A 15,813-nucleotide genomic window follows, 5' to 3' on the forward strand; every position below is an offset into this window, starting at 1 on the left:
TGTAAAGAGTTCCCGGAGGTTAACATCCGACAGCGCGTTGCGCCCTCGGGTGTCAAACTGCTTTGCGCGGATTGATCCGGTTGGAAATGACCGGCGGTTGCCCATATGGTTCGGGAGACTTCCCGAAACCGAGACTATTCAAGGACTACTGATGTTTGAAAGCCTGTCCGATCGATTAAGCGGTATTTTCGACAAGCTCACCGGCCGCGGTGCGCTGTCGGAGAACGACGTCAACGAGGCGCTGCGCGAAATCCGCCGCGCGCTGATCGAGGCCGACGTTGCGCTGCCGATCGTACGTTCCTTCACCGACAAGGTGCGCAATCGCGCCGTCGGTGCCGAGGTGGTCAAGTCCGTGACCCCGGGCCAGATGGTCGTGAAGATCGTTCATGACCAGCTGGTCGAGATGCTCGGTGAAGAAGCCCATCCGATCGACCTAAACGCTCCGGCACCGGTGGCGATCATGATGGTCGGTCTGCAGGGCTCCGGTAAAACCACCACCACGGCCAAGATTGCCCGCCGCCTGACCCAGCGCGACAAGCGCAAGGTGTTGATGGCATCGCTCGACACCCGCCGTCCGGCTGCCCAGGAGCAGCTGAAGGTTCTGGGTGAGCAGAACGACATCGATACGCTGCCGATCGTTGCCGGCCAGGGCCCGGTCGAAATCGCCAAGCGGGCCATGTCCGCCGCCAAGCTCGGCGGTTATGACGTGGTCATGCTCGACACCGCCGGCCGTATTCACATCGACGAGCCGCTGATGGTTGAAATGGCAGAGGTGAAAGCCGCTGCCCAGCCGCATGAAATCCTGCTGGTGGCGGATAGCCTGACCGGTCAGGATGCCGTCAACCTGGCGCAGAGTTTCGATGAACGCGTCGGCATCACCGGGATCGCCCTGACCCGTATGGACGGCGACGGCCGTGGCGGTGCGGCGCTCTCCATGCAGGCGGTTACCGGCAAGCCGGTCAAGCTGATCGGTACCGGCGAAAAATCAGACGCACTTGAAGACTTCCACCCGCGCCGGATCGCAGACCGCATCCTCGGCATGGGCGACATCGTTTCGCTGGTGGAAAAGGCTGCAGAAGCCATCGACGCGGAACAGGCCGCGAAAATGGCGAAGAAGATGCAGAAGGGTCACTTCGACCTGGAAGATCTTGCCGAGCAGCTGCGCCAGATGGAAAAGCTGGGCGGCATGTCCGGCATGATGGGCATGTTGCCGGGCATCGGCAAGATGAAGAAGCAGATCGAGGCTTCGAACATCGACGACAAGATGTTCAAGCGTCAGGTCGCCATCATCGAATCGATGACACCGGCCGAGCGTCAGAAGCCCGAACTGCTCAAGGCCAGCCGCAAAAAGCGTATTGCAGCCGGGTCGGGCATGGATGTGGCCGACGTCAACAAGCTTCTGAAAATGCACCGCCAGATGGCGGACATGATGAAGAAGATGGGCAAGGGCAAAGGCATGCTGGGCAAGCTGATGGGCGGCCTTGGCGGCGGCGGAATGCCGGATGTCGATCCCAAGCAGCTTGAGGAAATGGCCAAGTCCGGCCAGTTGCCGGGTGGCATGGAAATGCCGAAAGGCCTGCCCGGCGGGTTGGGCGGCGGTCTGCCGCCAGGCATGGGCATGCCGGGTCTTCCAGGCCTTGGCGGTCCGAAACTCCCCGGGTTTCCGGGTATGGGCAAGGGCAAGAAACGATGAGCGAAGCGGAGACCAAGCTGGGTGAAAGCCCCGCCTTGAGCGAACTGAAGGCTCTTCGGGCGTCCATCGACAACATTGATGCGGCTCTTGTTCACATGCTCGCCGAACGGTTCAAGTGCACCCAGAAAGTGGGGGTGCTGAAAGCCACCAACGACCTGCCGCCGGCTGATCCGGCGCGGGAGAAAATTCAGATCGAACGGCTGCGCCAGCTTGCGGGCGACGCCAATCTCGATCCTGACTTTGCCGAGAAATTCCTGAACTTCATCGTCAAGGAAGTGATCCGGCACCACGAAGCCATTGCCGCTGAAGCCGGCAACTGAACAAACTGGAGACATAAAAATGGCTACGAAAATTCGCCTGGCACGTGGCGGTTCCAAGAAGCGTCCGTACTACCGCATCGTTGTTGCTGACATCCGCTCCCCGCGCGATGGCCGTTTCATCGAAAAGGTCGGTTCCTACGACCCGATGCTGCCGAAGGATTCCGAAAACCGCGTGACCCTGAACGTCGAGCGTATTCAGCATTGGCTGGACAGCGGCGCAAAGCCGACCGACCGCGTTCACCGTTTCCTGGATGCTGCCGGCCTCTTGAAGCGTGAGCCGCGCAACAACCCGAAGAAAGCCGAGCTGGGCGCAAAGGCGAAGGAACGCGTTGAAGCCAAGCGTCAGGCTGAAGAAGAAGCAGCTGCTGCTGCCGCTGAAGCTGCTGCCGCTCCGGCAGAAGAAGCAGCTGCCGAATAAGCAGATGCGCCAAGCCGCACCGGAAGACATTGGCCAGGGAGCCTTTTGAGATGACGTCCAAGGACGATCAGAAGGTACTGATGGCCAAGATCGGTGCGGCGCATGGCATTCGCGGGGAAGTGCGGGTCAAACCTTACGGCGATGACCCGCTTTCCTTTGCCGATTATGGCATTCTGACCACCCGGGACGGCAAACGTTCCTTCGAGGTGGAACGGGCGCGGGTGCAGAAGACGGTGGTGATCACCAAGTTCAAGGGGATCGCGGACCGCAACCAGGCGGAAGAGCTGAACGGTGTCGATCTCTTTATCGACCGTGACCAGCTGCCCGAACCTGAAGAAGACGAATTCTACTATTCCGACCTGACCGGCCTCGATGTGCTCGACCAGACTGGCGAGACACTCGGGAAGATCATTGCGGTGCAGGATTTCGGAGCCGGCGATCTGCTGGAAGTCCGGCCAAAACGCGGCCGCAGCTTCTATGTTCCGTTCACGAAGGAATTCGTGCCGGAGATCGACCTGGAGAACGGCCGGGTCAGCGCTTCACTGCCGGAGGATTACTTCTCCGAAGGAGCTCCTGAGCCTTCGGAAGACGAGCCGGACAGGTAACGCGTCGGCACGGGCTGCAAGCCCATCTTGTGCAAGTTGAGTTCTTCGCGATCCTCCGCGGGAACGTCCTGGCGGACAGCCTGCCGAACCTCGGAACGCTTCAGCGCAATCAGTGCGACGACCAGTGCAACCCCGATGCCGTTGGCAAAAGCATCCTGCAACGACATTTCGTGGTGGGGAATGAAGCCCTGCACCACTTCACCCGCGAGACCCATGCCGAAGGCGACGACGGCGGAAATGCGCAGCCGGCAGCAGAACAGCGCATGGATCGACAGGGTCAGAAGTGCGAAAAAGCCGATATGGATGACCTTGTCATAGGGGTGGCCGACGCCGGTGTTGAACACAAGGCCGGCCAGCACGCCGAAGGTCATCAAGGCGAACAGGGGCAGCACGCGGCTCAGGGAAATGTCGAGATAGTGGCGGTCGACATGAACCTGAATGAAACGGGGAAGCTTGAAACGCAGGACTGGAAATTTTGCCACGGCAATAAACCCGATTGAAACGCTCTTGCCACTTTATACTGCGAGCCTTAATCAGAGCTTTCTTTCCGGCGGCTACCCTGAAGAATTCGACAGGTTTTTAGGAAAGCGGTAAACGGCTCGTTAACCAATGGGCGGTTTTGGACCCGGACATACCGGCCAATCAGCAGAACTGACAGGCGTAATGACGTTCAAGGCAACCATTCTGACGCTCTACCCGGACATGTTTCCAGGGCCCCTGGGCCACAGCCTTTCGGGCCGGGCGCTGGACAAGGGGCTTTGGCAGCTGGAAACCAGCCAGATCCGCGACTTTGCGACGGACAAGCACCGCTCCGTTGACGATACGCCGGCCGGTGGCGGTGCCGGTATGGTGCTCAGGGCCGATATCCTGGCCAGGGCCATTGATGCGGCGGCCCCCGCTGACGACCCGCGCCCGCGGCTCCTGATGAGCCCGCGCGGGGCGCCTTTTACCCAGGACCGTGCGCATGAACTTGCCGAAGGCCCTGGCGCAGTCATCGTCTGCGGCCGGTTCGAGGGGGTCGACCAGCGGGTGATCGACGCGCGCGGCCTGGAGGAAGTCTCCGTCGGCGACTACATCCTGTCCGGCGGCGAAATCGGCGCGCTGACCATGCTGGACGCTGTTGTCCGGCTCATCCCTGGTGTCATGGGCAACATGGACAGTGCAGAAACCGAAAGCTTCGAAGGTGGCTTGCTGGAACACCCGCAATACACGCGGCCGGCCGAGTTCGAAGGCCTGACCATTCCCGAGGTTCTGACCTCGGGCAATCACCGGAAGATCCACGAGTGGCGCATGGCCGAAGCCGAGCGCCTGACACGCGAGCGGCGGCCGGATCTCTGGGATGCCTACATGGCGGATGAAGACGACGTGGATTGAAGAATCCGCATGACAGTGGCGCAAATTTCCTGTATACGCGCGCCGAAGCTGGGTGAAGTTGTGTCTTTTCCTTGGAAAGACCTGCGTCCTGAACCGGACCAAAAGGACCGGAAAATCAGGAAAGCCCAGCCGACAAGCAACATGGCCCAAAGTCGGTGAACCCGTTTCCGGCCAAAACCGGAAAACGCTCTGACCGCTTTGTAATTCAAAAGGGAAATATGCCATGAACATCATCGAGCAGCTCAATGCTGAGGAAATGGCGAAAATCGAAGAGCAGCGCAAGCTGCCGGAATTTTCTCCTGGTGATACCGTTCGCGTCAACGTGAAGGTCACCGAAGGTACGCGTACCCGTACCCAGGCTTACGAAGGCGTCTGCATCGCCCGTTCCGGCGGCGGCATCAACGAGAGCTTCACGGTTCGCAAGATTTCTTACGGTGAAGGCGTCGAGCGCGTTTTCCCGGTCTACTCCCCGATGCTGGAAGGCGTTGAAGTGGTTCGCCGCGGTAAGGTCCGTCGCGCGAAGCTCTACTACCTGCGCGACCGTCGCGGCAAGTCTGCCCGTATCGTCGAAAACACCAATGCTCGTTCCAAGCGCCTCAACGAAGAAGTGCGTGCGGAAGTGGCTGCTGCCAAGGCAGCTGCTGCAGAAGCCAAGGCCGCTGCCAAGGAAGCTGCAGAGAACGCAGCCGAATAAGCCGGCCCGGCAAAACGTTTCGAAAAGGCGGTCCTTCGGGCCGCCTTTTTTGCATTTGCGCCAAACTCTGGTGCAGTCCGATGCAAATCCGGGGTTTTGCGCCCCGTTCTTCCTGCGCCGGTCAATCTGAGTTGAATTCAGCTCAACTCGGAACGCTTGACCTTCAGGCGGCGCTGCGTCATTCACTAGCTACGATAAACGAGGATAGACCCTTGCGGCTGGACGCGCCGCGACGGGCATCACCGGGCATTTCGCAAACTTTAGACCGTTTGACCGTTTGCTCGGATGGACCGAGGAGAGACCCATGGCCAACGCACGGACGCTTTACGACAAGATCTGGGACGACCACGTGGTCGACATGCAGCCGGACGGAACCGGTCTGCTCTACATCGATCGCCACCTGGTGCATGAAGTTACCAGCCCGCAGGCTTTCGAAGGCCTGCGCATGGCCGGCCGCCAGGTGCGCCAGCCGGAGAAGACGCTTGCCGTGGTCGACCACAACGTTCCGACCACCGATCGCCGTCACGGCATCGATGATCCGGAATCGGCCCTGCAGGTCGACACGCTGGCCAAGAACGCGGCAGAATTCGGCATCGAGTATTATTCCGAACTCGACATGCGTCAGGGCGTCGTTCACATCGTGGGTCCCGAGCAAGGCTTCACCCTGCCCGGCATGACCATTGTGTGCGGCGACAGCCACACCTCCACCCATGGCGCTTTCGGCTCCCTCGCCCACGGCATCGGCACGTCCGAAGTGGAACACGTTCTGGCCACCCAGACGCTGATCCAGAAGAAAGCCAAGAACATGCTGGTGAAGGTCGACGGCAAGATCCCTGCCGGCGTCACCGCGAAAGACATCGTTCTGGCCATCATCGGCAAGATCGGTACCGCAGGCGGCACCGGCTACGTGATCGAGTATGCCGGCGAAGCAATCCGTGCCCTGTCAATGGAAGGCCGCATGACGGTCTGCAACATGTCCATCGAGGCCGGTGCACGTGCAGGCCTGATTGCACCGGACGAAATCACCTACAAGTACATCGAAGGCCGCCCCAAGGCGCCCAAGGGCGAAGCCTGGGACATGGCTCTCGGCTACTGGAAGACCCTGCATTCGGATGCGGACGCCTATTTCGACAAGGTCATCGAGCTGGACGCCGCCAACCTGCCGCCGATCGTTTCCTGGGGCTCGTCTCCGGAAGACGTCATCTCGGTGGAAGGTGTCGTGCCGGATCCGGCCGAAATCGCTGATGAAAACCGCCGCGAGTCCAAGAAGCGCGCCCTGGAATACATGGGCCTGCAGCCGGGCACCAGGATCACCGACATCAAGATCGACCGTGCCTTCATCGGTTCGTGCACCAACGGCCGCATTGAAGACCTGCGTGCTGCGGCGGCCGTCATCGGCAATCACAAGGTGGCAGCAGGCGTCAGCGCCATGGTTGTCCCGGGCTCTGGTCTGGTGAAGGAACAGGCCGAAGAAGAAGGTCTGGACGTCATCTTCAAGGAAGCAGGCTTCGAATGGCGTGAGCCGGGCTGCTCCATGTGCCTTGCCATGAATGCGGACAAGCTGAAGCCGGGCGAGCGCTGTGCGTCGACGTCCAACCGCAACTTCGAAGGCCGTCAGGGTCACAAGGGCCGGACCCATCTGGTTTCGCCGGCCATGGCGGCAGCGGCGGCAATCGCCGGCCATTTTGTCGATATCCGCGAGTGGACGACTAATTGATTCGACCGCATTTCGGTTCGTGAGAAAGGGCGCCGCAAGGCGCCCTTTTTGCTTCTCCCCGTAAAACAGTCACAATGACGCAGGGGATTTTGCTTTTGCGTAAATAATTCATGTAGTTAAGAAAAATCCTTTGCCGGGTCTGATCTGGCGACAACTGCACTCAGAAATGATTTTCCCGGGCTTCACAAGACTGTCACCTCGGCACTACAATACTCCGGTCACAAAAGGACTGTTCCGCTGTCCGATTGACCGGATAACGGACATTCCGACAGGTCAACGCGCTGTCAGTTGGCACCTGATTGCTGGAAGTTGATCCAACGTAAGTCGTTAGAGCAACGCATCCGCGTGTGGATTCGGCATGCTCTGGGAATGAGGAGCGGAAGGTGACGATAGCGGTTTCGTCGGGCGCCCATCCGGCGTTGGTGCTCAATGCGGATTACCGGCCTTTGAGCTACTACCCCCTGTCGCTGTGGAGTTGGCAGGATACCATCAAGGCTGTGTTCCTGGACCGGGTGAACATTGTTGCCGAATACGATGCGGCGGTTCGAAGTCCGAGCTTCGAGTTCCGATTACCCAGTGTGGTCTCTCTCAAGACCTTCGTGAAACCCAGCCGATACCCTGCCTTTACCCGATTTAACGTCTTTCTCCGCGACAAATTCCAGTGTCAGTACTGCGGCTCCAAGGATGAGCTGACCTTCGACCACCTTGTGCCGCGTTCCAAGGGTGGTCTGACGACCTGGGACAATGTCATCACCGCCTGCTCCCCCTGCAATCTGCGCAAGTCCAACAAGTCGTGCCAGCAACTGAACATGTGGCCGATGCACATGCCGTTCCAGCCGACCATCCAGGACCTGCACAACAACGGCCGCGGTTTCCCGCCCAACTATCTGCACGATAGCTGGCTGGATTTCCTCTACTGGGATACCGAGCTGGAACCGTAGTCTCCGGTTCGTATTGCGAGCCTTCAGGCGGGGTCATCAAATGCCCTCGTGACGGTGACAACGCGTCTGCGTCGGAGCGCCTATTCCACGTTGCAGGCAACTGGCAGTTGACATCCAGTGGATGTATTTATGCCGTTGAATATTTGATTTTAACGAGGCTTTAACCTCGTTCCCAAAGTTCATTCACCGTTTTTTCTTAAAGTGTGTAGTAGCTGTCTTTATCTCCCTTAAGGCGGCGCCATACATGTCTCTTCTTTTCTGGAATTTCAAAATAAACAGACGATTTCTCACGCAACGTGAAGGGGCCGTTTTGCCCATCTTTGCGTTGATGGTGATTTTTCTGATCGTCGTCATGGGCGCAGCCGTGGACGTTTCGCGCACGGTCAACGCCCGTGAGAAGCTGTCTTATGCGATCGATGCGGCCGCACTGTCCGTGGCGGCGGATCTGTCCACATCGCTCATGACGGATGAACAGATCAAGCAGGCGCTGACGGATTCCTTCAAGTCCAACCTGGACGGCGCCGAGTTTCTGACCGAAGCCATCAAGAACCTGACCTTTGTGGTCGATGCGGAAAACGGAACCATCAAGGTCTCCTCGACGGCCAGCCTGCAGAATTACTTCATCGATTTCGGTGGCTACATGATGAAGAACCTGGGTCCGGAGACCTTTGCCTTCGGAACCAGTTCACAGGTCTCTTATTCCAAGTTCAACGTGGAGCTGGCCCTTGTGGTGGACGTCACCGGCTCGATGTCCTCCAGTGACATGAACACGCTGCGCAAAGCCTCGGCGGCGGTGGTCAACATCCTGCTGCCCGAGGACGTGGAAGAAGACGATGCCAAGGTGCGCATTTCGCTGGTTCCCTACAGCCAGGGCGTCAACCTCGGCACCTATGCAAAAAAGGTAAAGGGCGGCGATTTCTACAGCGTCAGCGGCAACTGCGTCACGGAACGTCAGGATTATTCCACCTATGAGGTCATGCTCACGGACGATCCCTATAACTACTACAAGAAGTCCAGCCCTCCTCCGGCACAGACTTTTTTTGGCGGGGGCAGCAGCAGTTGCTCGTCCACGTCCAAGCTGGTGCCATTGACCAAGAGCCGCTCCACGTTGCTGCCGGCGATTTCTGCTCTCAACAACACTGGCGGTACCGCGGGTCAGACCGGGGTTGCCTGGGGCTGGTACAGCCTGTCGCCGAACTACGCCAACGTATGGCCTGCGGACAGCGCGCCTGCGGCCTATTCAGACGGCGATACGCTCAAGTTCGCGATCATCATGACTGACGGCGACAACAACCGGTATTACCAATATATCGAACAGGAGGAGCAGTGCGGCTGGGTCAAGAAAAACGGCAAGTCGACCTGGCAATGCAGCACAGTGGCCGTGAACGCCTGGCGGGAAACAGGTGAAAGCGAAAGCTACAACAACACCTCTTCCGTCCGCTCACGAGACATCTGTGCGGCCATGAAGGCTGCCAATATCCAGGTTTTCGGAGTTTACTTCGGAACCAGCAATACATCCGCAGGGGCAAAAAACATGCAGTCCTGCGCAAGCCAGGGAAACTATTATCAGGCTGCATCGTCCGATGAACTCATAGGAGCGTTCGCAAACATCGCGCGGAAGATCCAGTCGATCTACCTGTCCAAATAAGAACTGCCGGACGACCGGCCAGCGAAAAGCGTCAGTCTCGATTCTTTCCGATTGGTTTACCAAACGGAAACAACCCCCTATTTTCTACATTCCGTTTAAGGAATTAGGTACTTTTCTAGAGTAACTGTCTCACAAAATGACGAGGCAGTAATGCAGTATTTGAAGCGTCTCATTTGCCGACCCCTGCTTGCAGAGTTTACCGGCGACCGCAAAGCATCCATTTTGCCCATTTTCGGTATGCTGGTGATCCTGATCGTCGTGATCGCGGGGATTACCATCGACGTGTCCCGAACGGTGAATGCGCGCGAAAAACTGTCCTTTGCGATTGATGCCGCGGCACTTTCGGTCGCGGCGGACCTGTCGACCAGCGTCATGAGCGACGACCAGATCAAGCAGGCACTGGCGGATTCCTTCAAGGCCAACCTGGCCGACGTCGAATTCCTGGACGAGGCAATCGACAATCTTGACTTCGTCGTCGATCCGGACAACGGCACCATCAAGGTAACGTCCACGGCCTCTCTCAAGAACTACTTCATCGACATGGGCGGATACGGCAAGAGTGCCCTCGGCCCGGAAACATTCAGCTTCGGAACGAGCTCGCAGGTCACCTACTCACGCTTTGACGTCGAACTGGCCCTCGTCGTCGACGTTACCGGGTCCATGCGCAACGACATGGATACGCTGCGGGATGCCTCCGAAGGCCTGGTGAACATCCTGATCCCGGATGGAACCGAAGAATCCGAAAGCAAGGTCCGTATCTCGCTGGTGCCATACAGCCAGGGGGTCAACCTGGGAGCTTACGCTTCCAAGGTGAAGGGCGGCCTCTTCGGCTATGCCGACAGCAGCAAATGCGTGACGGAACGCCAGGATTACGACGACGGCGAAGATCTCTACGAAGTTCGCTACACCGACAAGACCTACAATTACTACGACAAGACCGATCCGCCGCCGAAGGCCGTGTTTTACGGCGGTGGCAGCAACAATTGTTCCAGCACGTCGAAGATGATCCCGCTGACATCCGACCGGGACGAGTTGCTCGATGCGATCGCCGACCTGGATGATAACGGCGGTACGGCAGGCCAGACCGGTGTGGTCTGGGGCTGGAACAGCATCTCGCCGAACTATTCGGACGTATGGCCCCTTGCAAGCAAGCCGGAGCCTTATGACAACGAGGATGTTCTCAAGTTCGCGATCATCATGACCGACGGGGATAACAACCGGTACTACGAATACATCGGCGAACGGGAAGAATGCGACTGGGTTTATTCCAGACGCCATGGCTGGCAGTACAAGTGTGAGACGGTTACGATCAATCAGTGGCAGGAACGCAGCGAAAGCGAGAGCTACAGCAACAATTCCTCAACGGCTCAGCGCGCGCTTTGCCAGGCCATGAAGGACGAAGGAATTTCGATCTTCGGCGTCTATTTCGGCACCAGCAACACCTCGGCCGGGTCGAGAAACATGCAGTCCTGCGCCAGCACGGGCAATTTCTACAAGGCAACGAGTTCGGACGAGCTGATCAACGCCTTTGCCAATATCGCCAAGAAGATCCAGCAGATCTACGTTTCGAGGTAATCGAAGCTTTTTGGGACGGGTCGACCAAACTGAAAAGGCTCGCCGGGTGGCGAGCCTTTTTGCATTTCATAGTCCGGAGTGTGCCGGTCAGCCGCGGTTCTGGCGGTTGTCTATCAGGTCGTCGACGACGGTCGGATCGGCCAGGGTCGAGGTGTCGCCCAGGCTGTCGAAGCTGTCTTCGGCGATCTTGCGCAGGATACGGCGCATGATCTTGCCCGACCGGGTCTTCGGCAGGCCGGGTGCGAACTGGATCAGGTCCGGAGAGGCAATCGGCCCGATTTCCGAGCGGACATGCTTGACCAGTTCCTTCTTCAGGTCGTCGCTCGGCTCTTCGCCTTCCATCAGCGTGACATAGGCATAGATGCCCTGTCCCTTGATGTCGTGCGGATAGCCGACCACAGCGGCCTCGGAAACCTTCGGATGCGCCACAAGTGCGCTCTCGACTTCCGCCGTGCCCATGCGGTGACCGGAAACGTTGATGACGTCATCGACGCGGCCGGTGATCCAGTAGTAGCCGTCCTCGTCACGACGGCAGCCGTCACCAGTGAAATAGAGGCCCTTGTAGGTGGCGAAATAGGTCTGGACGAAGCGCTCATGGTCGCCATAGACCGTGCGCATCTGGCCCGGCCAGCTGTCCTTGATGACAAGGTTGCCTTCCGTTGCCCCTTCCAGGAACTTGCCTTCCGCGTCGACGATCGCCGGCTGGACGCCGAAGAACGGACGTGTGGCGGAACCTGGCTTCAGGTCGGTTGCGCCCGGCAGCGGGGTGATCAGGATGCCGCCGGTTTCGGTCTGCCACCAGGTGTCGACAATCGGGCAGCGCTTGTCGCCAACCACATTGTAGTACCAGGTCCAGGCTTCCGGATTGATCGGCTCGCCCACGGACCCGAGTAGACGCAGGGACTTGCGCGAAGTCTTGGTGACGTGTTCGTCGCCGGCGCCCATCAGGGCGCGGATGGCGGTGGGCGCCGTGTAGAAGATGTTGACGTTGTGCTTGTCGCACACTTCCCAGAAGCGGCCCGGACCGGGATAGGTCGGAACACCTTCGAACATCAGCGTGGTGGCGCCGTTGGCAAGCGGGCCGTAGACGATGTAGCTGTGACCGGTGACCCAGCCCACATCCGCCGTGCACCAGTAGACGTCGCCTTCGTGATAGTCGAAGACATATTCATGGGTCATGGAGGCGTAGACCAGGTAGCCGCCGGTGGTGTGCATCACACCCTTGGGCTTGCCGGTCGACCCGGAGGTGTAAAGGATGAAGAGCGGATCTTCCGCGTTCATTTCCGCCGGCGCGCAATGGTCGGACACACGGTCCGCCTCGTCGTGGTACCAGACGTCTCGGCCGGCCTGCATGGCAATGTCGCCGCCGGTGCGCTTGACCACGATGACGCTCTTTACCGGCGCTTTTTCAGCAGCCTTGTCGACATTGGCCTTCAACGGCACCTTGCGGCCACCGCGCAGGCCCTCGTCTGCCGTGATCACGCATTCAGAGGCGCAATCCTCGATACGCTGGGCAAGGCTGTCCGGTGAAAATCCGCCGAAGACGATGGAATGCACAGCGCCGATGCGGGCGCAGGCGAGCATTGCATAAGCTGCTTCCGGAATCATCGGCAGATAGATGGTGACGCGGTCGCCCTTCTTGACACCCTGGCCGTGCAGCACGTTGGCGAACTTGTTCACCTCGCGGTGCAGTTCCTTGTAGGTGATGACCTTGTGCTCGTTCGGGTCGTCGCCTTCCCAGATGATCGCGGGCTGGTCGCCACGCTTTTCCAGGTGGCGGTCAACGCAGTTGGCCGAAACGTTGAGCGTGCCGTCCTCGAACCATTTGATCGAAACGTTGTGATAGTCGTAGGAAGTGTTCTTCACCTTGGTGAAAGGCTTGATCCAGTCCACCCGTTTGCCGTGCTCACCCCAGAAGCCGTCGGGGTCTTCCACGGAACGCTGATACATTTCCTGATATTTGGCATTGTCGACATGCGCCCGCGCGGCAACCTCCGCGGGAACGGGAAATACGGACTCAGTCATGTGAAACCTCCCAGAAACCACAATTGGACCTGCGGTAAGCGAGTTCTCCCTTCCGCGGCCTTGTTTTGCCGGGGCCATTATGCGTATGGCCCCTCAAAGCGTCCAGAACCTAGACTTGGTACTTTAGTCGGCGAGTCTTTGGTCTATGGCAAGGCCTAAGACCTTCAATCTCGTACGGATTTACGCGTATTTCCCGGCGATCACGTCAGCTCAGCCATCCGATCACGATACCCTGGACAAGCAGTACCCCGAGCCAGTGACCGCCGTCGATCAGCGTCAGGTTCCAGGACAGCCCTTGAAAGCGGTGGTTGACGATCTGCGTGGTCATGACGATGCCGACCCAGATCATCAGCGCGGAGATGATGCCGTTCCTGATATCGGTTCCACCGGTGTGATAGATCACGCCCGCGAAGACGAATGCCATGATGATCTGGCAGAAAAAGGCCGTTGCAAAGACAACCGGGTTTGGCCTCGTCTGCTCCCTGGTCAGACCGGCGGCGTTCATCCAGGCCTTGCCGAGGATGCCGTACCAGAGCGCGCCGAACAGGAAAGACACAATGGCGGCCGCAGCAACTGCAATCAGGTTGATACCGTCGAACATCATTGCAGGTCTCCCAACGTCATTTTTTCCTTGGCAATTCTGTCTACTTGCGACTTTTATCACACTTCGGGATTGCAAGTGTCTCTAAATTCGGCCCGTCTCGCCTATCTCCTTTCCGGATAAGGCTTTTTCGAAAAATCATTACAGGAGCCCAAGGTTTCATGCTCTTTTCAAAGCGACCTGTGTTTCGACTTATGGGAGCCGCCCTCATCGGCGGCACGATGTTCATGTCCCCTGCAGGGGCACAGACGGACACACCTTCTGATCTTTTGTTCGTCTTGGATTCTTCCAATTCCATGTGGGGCCAGATCGACGGTACCGCGAAAGCGGAAATTGCCCGGTCTGCCTTCGAAGGCTTTGTTGCCGGTCTTCCGGATGGAACCAGGGCTGGTGTGATGGCCTATGGTCATCGCCGCAAGGCGGATTGCGGCGATGTGGAAACGCTGGTGCCGGTGAGTGAGCTGGACCGCGCCAAACTGGTGCAGAGCGTCAAGGCGCTCACGCCGCGCGGCAAGACGCCAATTACGGAAACACTTCGGCAGGCCGCGGAACTTCTGGCGCAGAACGACCGCCCGGGACGGCTGATCCTGATCTCAGATGGTATCGAGACCTGCGGCGGGGATCCTTGCGCCCTCGCCGAGGCACTTGCCAAGTCCGGTGTCGATTTCAAGGCCCATGTCATCGGTTTCGACATCGCTTCCAAGGCGGATCAGGCCAAGATTGCCTGTATTGCGCATCTGACAGGCGGCACCTACTGGAACGCCAAGGACGCCGACGGCCTGACCGAAGCGCTGAAGGAAAGCGTCGCCGCGGTTGAGGAAAAAGCGCCTCTGCCTGTGACAGTCCTGACGGCGGCGGACAAGGAAAGCGGCCAGCCTGTTTCAGGCCCTGTGCAATGGACAGTGGCAACCGTCGAAGACGAGACCGTGGTTGCGTCCGGCATGACAGGTGGCAGCGTCGAGGTTGAGCTCGAGCCGGGATCCTACGTCGTCAGTGCAGAACTTGGTGAAAAGGCAGGCGGTGCATCGCTTGAGGTGTCCGACAAGGGCGGCCAGCAGACTGTTCTTCTCGACGGCAATCTTCCCGAGGCAAGTGTCACGCCCGCCTCCCCTGAAGCACCTGCAACCTCGCTGCTGGAAGTTGCCTTTGAAGGCCCGAGCCTGGATGGTGATTTCCTGCGTGTCGTCACCCCGGACGGAAACAGGCTCGAACGGGATCTCTGGGTGTATGTGCGCGACGGTAATCCCGCCAAACTGGCCCTGCCAACCCAGCCGGGCGACTATGAAATCGTCTATGTCTGGGCCGATAGCGGTGAACGTGTTCTGGCAAAGGCGCAGATCAAGGTGACCGAAGTCCAGGCAATCCTGACCTACGCCCCCGAAGTTGCCGCCGGTCAGCCGGTGGAGATTGCCTTTGAAGGTCCGAACGGGCCGGAGGACTGGATCGGGATCGTTCCGAAGGACGGCACGGTTGACGATTACCAGGGCCGCTGGAAAGGCACTGCCGACGGGTCTCCCGTCACCCTTCAGGCACCGAGTGAAGCCGGCACTTATGATGTCATCTATGTCACCGGCATCGACCAGACGATCCTGACGCGCCAACCGCTAACCGTTGGCGAAAGTGCAGCAACGCTTCAGGCCGACAGCACGGTTGAGGCGGCCGGCAGACTGAACGTGACCTGGAGCGGTCCAAAGGCGCCCGACGACTGGATCGGCATCGCGCCGGTCGGCTCCGACCCTTCGGCCTATGTGACCTACGAACGTCCGGATGGGGACAGTGTCTCGATCATCGCGCCGTTGGCTCGGGGCGATTACGAGCTGCGTTACATTCTCTCGACGTCCGACGGATCGAAGATCCTGGCCAGCCAACCGTTGAAGATCACGGATCCGAAGGTGACGCTGGAAGGCCCGTCCGAAGTTCCGGCTGCCAGCTATGTCAGCGTAAAGGCGAGCGGCCCGGCCAACAGCAGCAACTTCATCGGTTTTGCCGAACCGTCTCAGGATGCCTGGAGTACGGCGCCGGGGGCCTGGGAGATTGCGGACAACATCTCCAACGGCGTTGTGGAGGTGCGGACACCGGAAGAGCCGGGCACTTACGAGCTGCGCTTCGTGCTGTCCGCAGGTGACGCGGAAATCGTTGCGCGGCAGACCGTGACGGTGAAATAGCGCGACCGGTCATCAACGAAAATCGGAGCCCGCAGCT

Annotated in this window: 14 protein-coding genes; 11 read left to right on the forward strand and 3 right to left on the reverse strand. The window is 59.0% G+C overall.

Annotated elements, in window-relative coordinates; translation table 11 throughout:
- Positions 1-151 precede the first annotated feature (151 nt).
- Genes ffh through rimM form a run of 4 tightly spaced genes read left to right on the forward strand, consistent with a single transcriptional unit; the run spans position 152 to position 3,036 of the window.
- Positions 152-1,693: a signal recognition particle protein gene (ffh, locus tag ACP90_RS00925; protein WP_023002482.1), complete on the forward strand. Its 1,542-nt coding sequence runs from the start codon at positions 152-154 to the stop codon at positions 1,691-1,693.
- Positions 1,690-2,013: a chorismate mutase gene (locus tag ACP90_RS00930; protein ID WP_062486036.1), complete on the forward strand. Its 324-nt coding sequence runs from the start codon at positions 1,690-1,692 to the stop codon at positions 2,011-2,013. Before ffh ends, ACP90_RS00930 begins: the two co-directional genes overlap by 4 nt.
- A 19-nt stretch (positions 2,014-2,032) precedes the next feature.
- Positions 2,033-2,431: a 30S ribosomal protein S16 gene (gene rpsP, locus ACP90_RS00935; RefSeq protein WP_023014459.1), complete on the forward strand. Its 399-nt coding sequence runs from the start codon at positions 2,033-2,035 to the stop codon at positions 2,429-2,431.
- A 50-nt stretch (positions 2,432-2,481) separates the two neighbouring features.
- Positions 2,482-3,036 carry a ribosome maturation factor RimM gene (gene rimM, locus ACP90_RS00940; RefSeq protein WP_023002485.1) on the forward strand — a complete coding sequence of 185 codons (555 nt, stop codon included), beginning with the start codon at positions 2,482-2,484 and terminating at the stop codon, positions 3,034-3,036.
- Here the strand turns inward: rimM and ACP90_RS00945 are convergent.
- On the reverse strand, positions 2,985-3,518 hold the full coding sequence (locus tag ACP90_RS00945; protein WP_062486039.1) for a hypothetical protein: 534 nt from the start codon (positions 3,516-3,518) through the stop codon (positions 2,985-2,987). The two genes, rimM and ACP90_RS00945, sit on opposite strands and share 52 nt — an antisense overlap.
- 181 nt (positions 3,519-3,699) lie before the next feature.
- Here ACP90_RS00945 and trmD point away from each other — a divergent pair, with 181 nt between their 5' ends.
- From trmD to ACP90_RS00975, 6 genes are all read left to right on the forward strand, one after another.
- Positions 3,700-4,410 (forward strand): tRNA (guanosine(37)-N1)-methyltransferase TrmD, encoded by a 711-nt coding sequence (gene trmD, locus ACP90_RS00950; protein ID WP_062491229.1) that lies wholly within the window; start codon positions 3,700-3,702, stop codon positions 4,408-4,410.
- Between the two features lie 223 nt (positions 4,411-4,633).
- The gene (rplS, locus tag ACP90_RS00955) at positions 4,634-5,104 is read left to right on the forward strand and encodes a 50S ribosomal protein L19 (RefSeq protein WP_023002488.1); all 471 of its coding nucleotides are present in this window, start codon (positions 4,634-4,636) and stop codon (positions 5,102-5,104) included.
- A 304-nt stretch (positions 5,105-5,408) separates the two neighbouring features.
- Positions 5,409-6,821, forward strand: coding sequence for a 3-isopropylmalate dehydratase large subunit (leuC, locus tag ACP90_RS00960; protein WP_062486044.1), 1,413 nt, complete (start codon positions 5,409-5,411; stop codon positions 6,819-6,821).
- A gap of 383 nt (positions 6,822-7,204) precedes the next feature.
- The gene (locus ACP90_RS00965; protein WP_006936861.1) at positions 7,205-7,762 is read left to right on the forward strand and encodes an HNH endonuclease; all 558 of its coding nucleotides are present in this window, start codon (positions 7,205-7,207) and stop codon (positions 7,760-7,762) included.
- A gap of 310 nt (positions 7,763-8,072) precedes the next feature.
- Positions 8,073-9,410, forward strand: a complete 1,338-nt coding sequence (locus tag ACP90_RS00970; RefSeq protein WP_062486048.1) for a TadE/TadG family type IV pilus assembly protein — start codon at positions 8,073-8,075, stop codon at positions 9,408-9,410.
- A gap of 150 nt (positions 9,411-9,560) precedes the next feature.
- The gene (locus ACP90_RS00975; RefSeq protein WP_023002492.1) at positions 9,561-10,985 is read left to right on the forward strand and encodes a TadE/TadG family type IV pilus assembly protein; all 1,425 of its coding nucleotides are present in this window, start codon (positions 9,561-9,563) and stop codon (positions 10,983-10,985) included.
- Positions 10,986-11,072: 87 nt separating this feature from the next.
- On the opposite strand, the gene acs is transcribed toward ACP90_RS00975, so the two are convergent.
- Positions 11,073-13,010, reverse strand: coding sequence for an acetate--CoA ligase (gene acs, locus ACP90_RS00980; protein WP_023002493.1), 1,938 nt, complete (start codon positions 13,008-13,010; stop codon positions 11,073-11,075).
- 205 nt (positions 13,011-13,215) lie between these two features.
- The gene (locus tag ACP90_RS00985) at positions 13,216-13,614 is read right to left on the reverse strand and encodes a DUF1761 domain-containing protein (protein ID WP_062486050.1); all 399 of its coding nucleotides are present in this window, start codon (positions 13,612-13,614) and stop codon (positions 13,216-13,218) included.
- Positions 13,615-13,772: 158 nt separating this feature from the next.
- Between ACP90_RS00985 and ACP90_RS00990 the strand changes: the two genes are divergently transcribed.
- Positions 13,773-15,776 carry a VWA domain-containing protein gene (locus ACP90_RS00990; protein WP_082809628.1) on the forward strand — a complete coding sequence of 668 codons (2,004 nt, stop codon included), beginning with the start codon at positions 13,773-13,775 and terminating at the stop codon, positions 15,774-15,776.
- The last annotated feature ends 37 nt before the right edge of the window (positions 15,777-15,813 follow it).

Source organism: Labrenzia sp. CP4 (genome assembly GCF_001579905.1).
In the GTDB taxonomy this organism is placed as follows: Bacteria; Pseudomonadota; Alphaproteobacteria; order Rhizobiales; family Stappiaceae; genus Roseibium; species Roseibium algicola.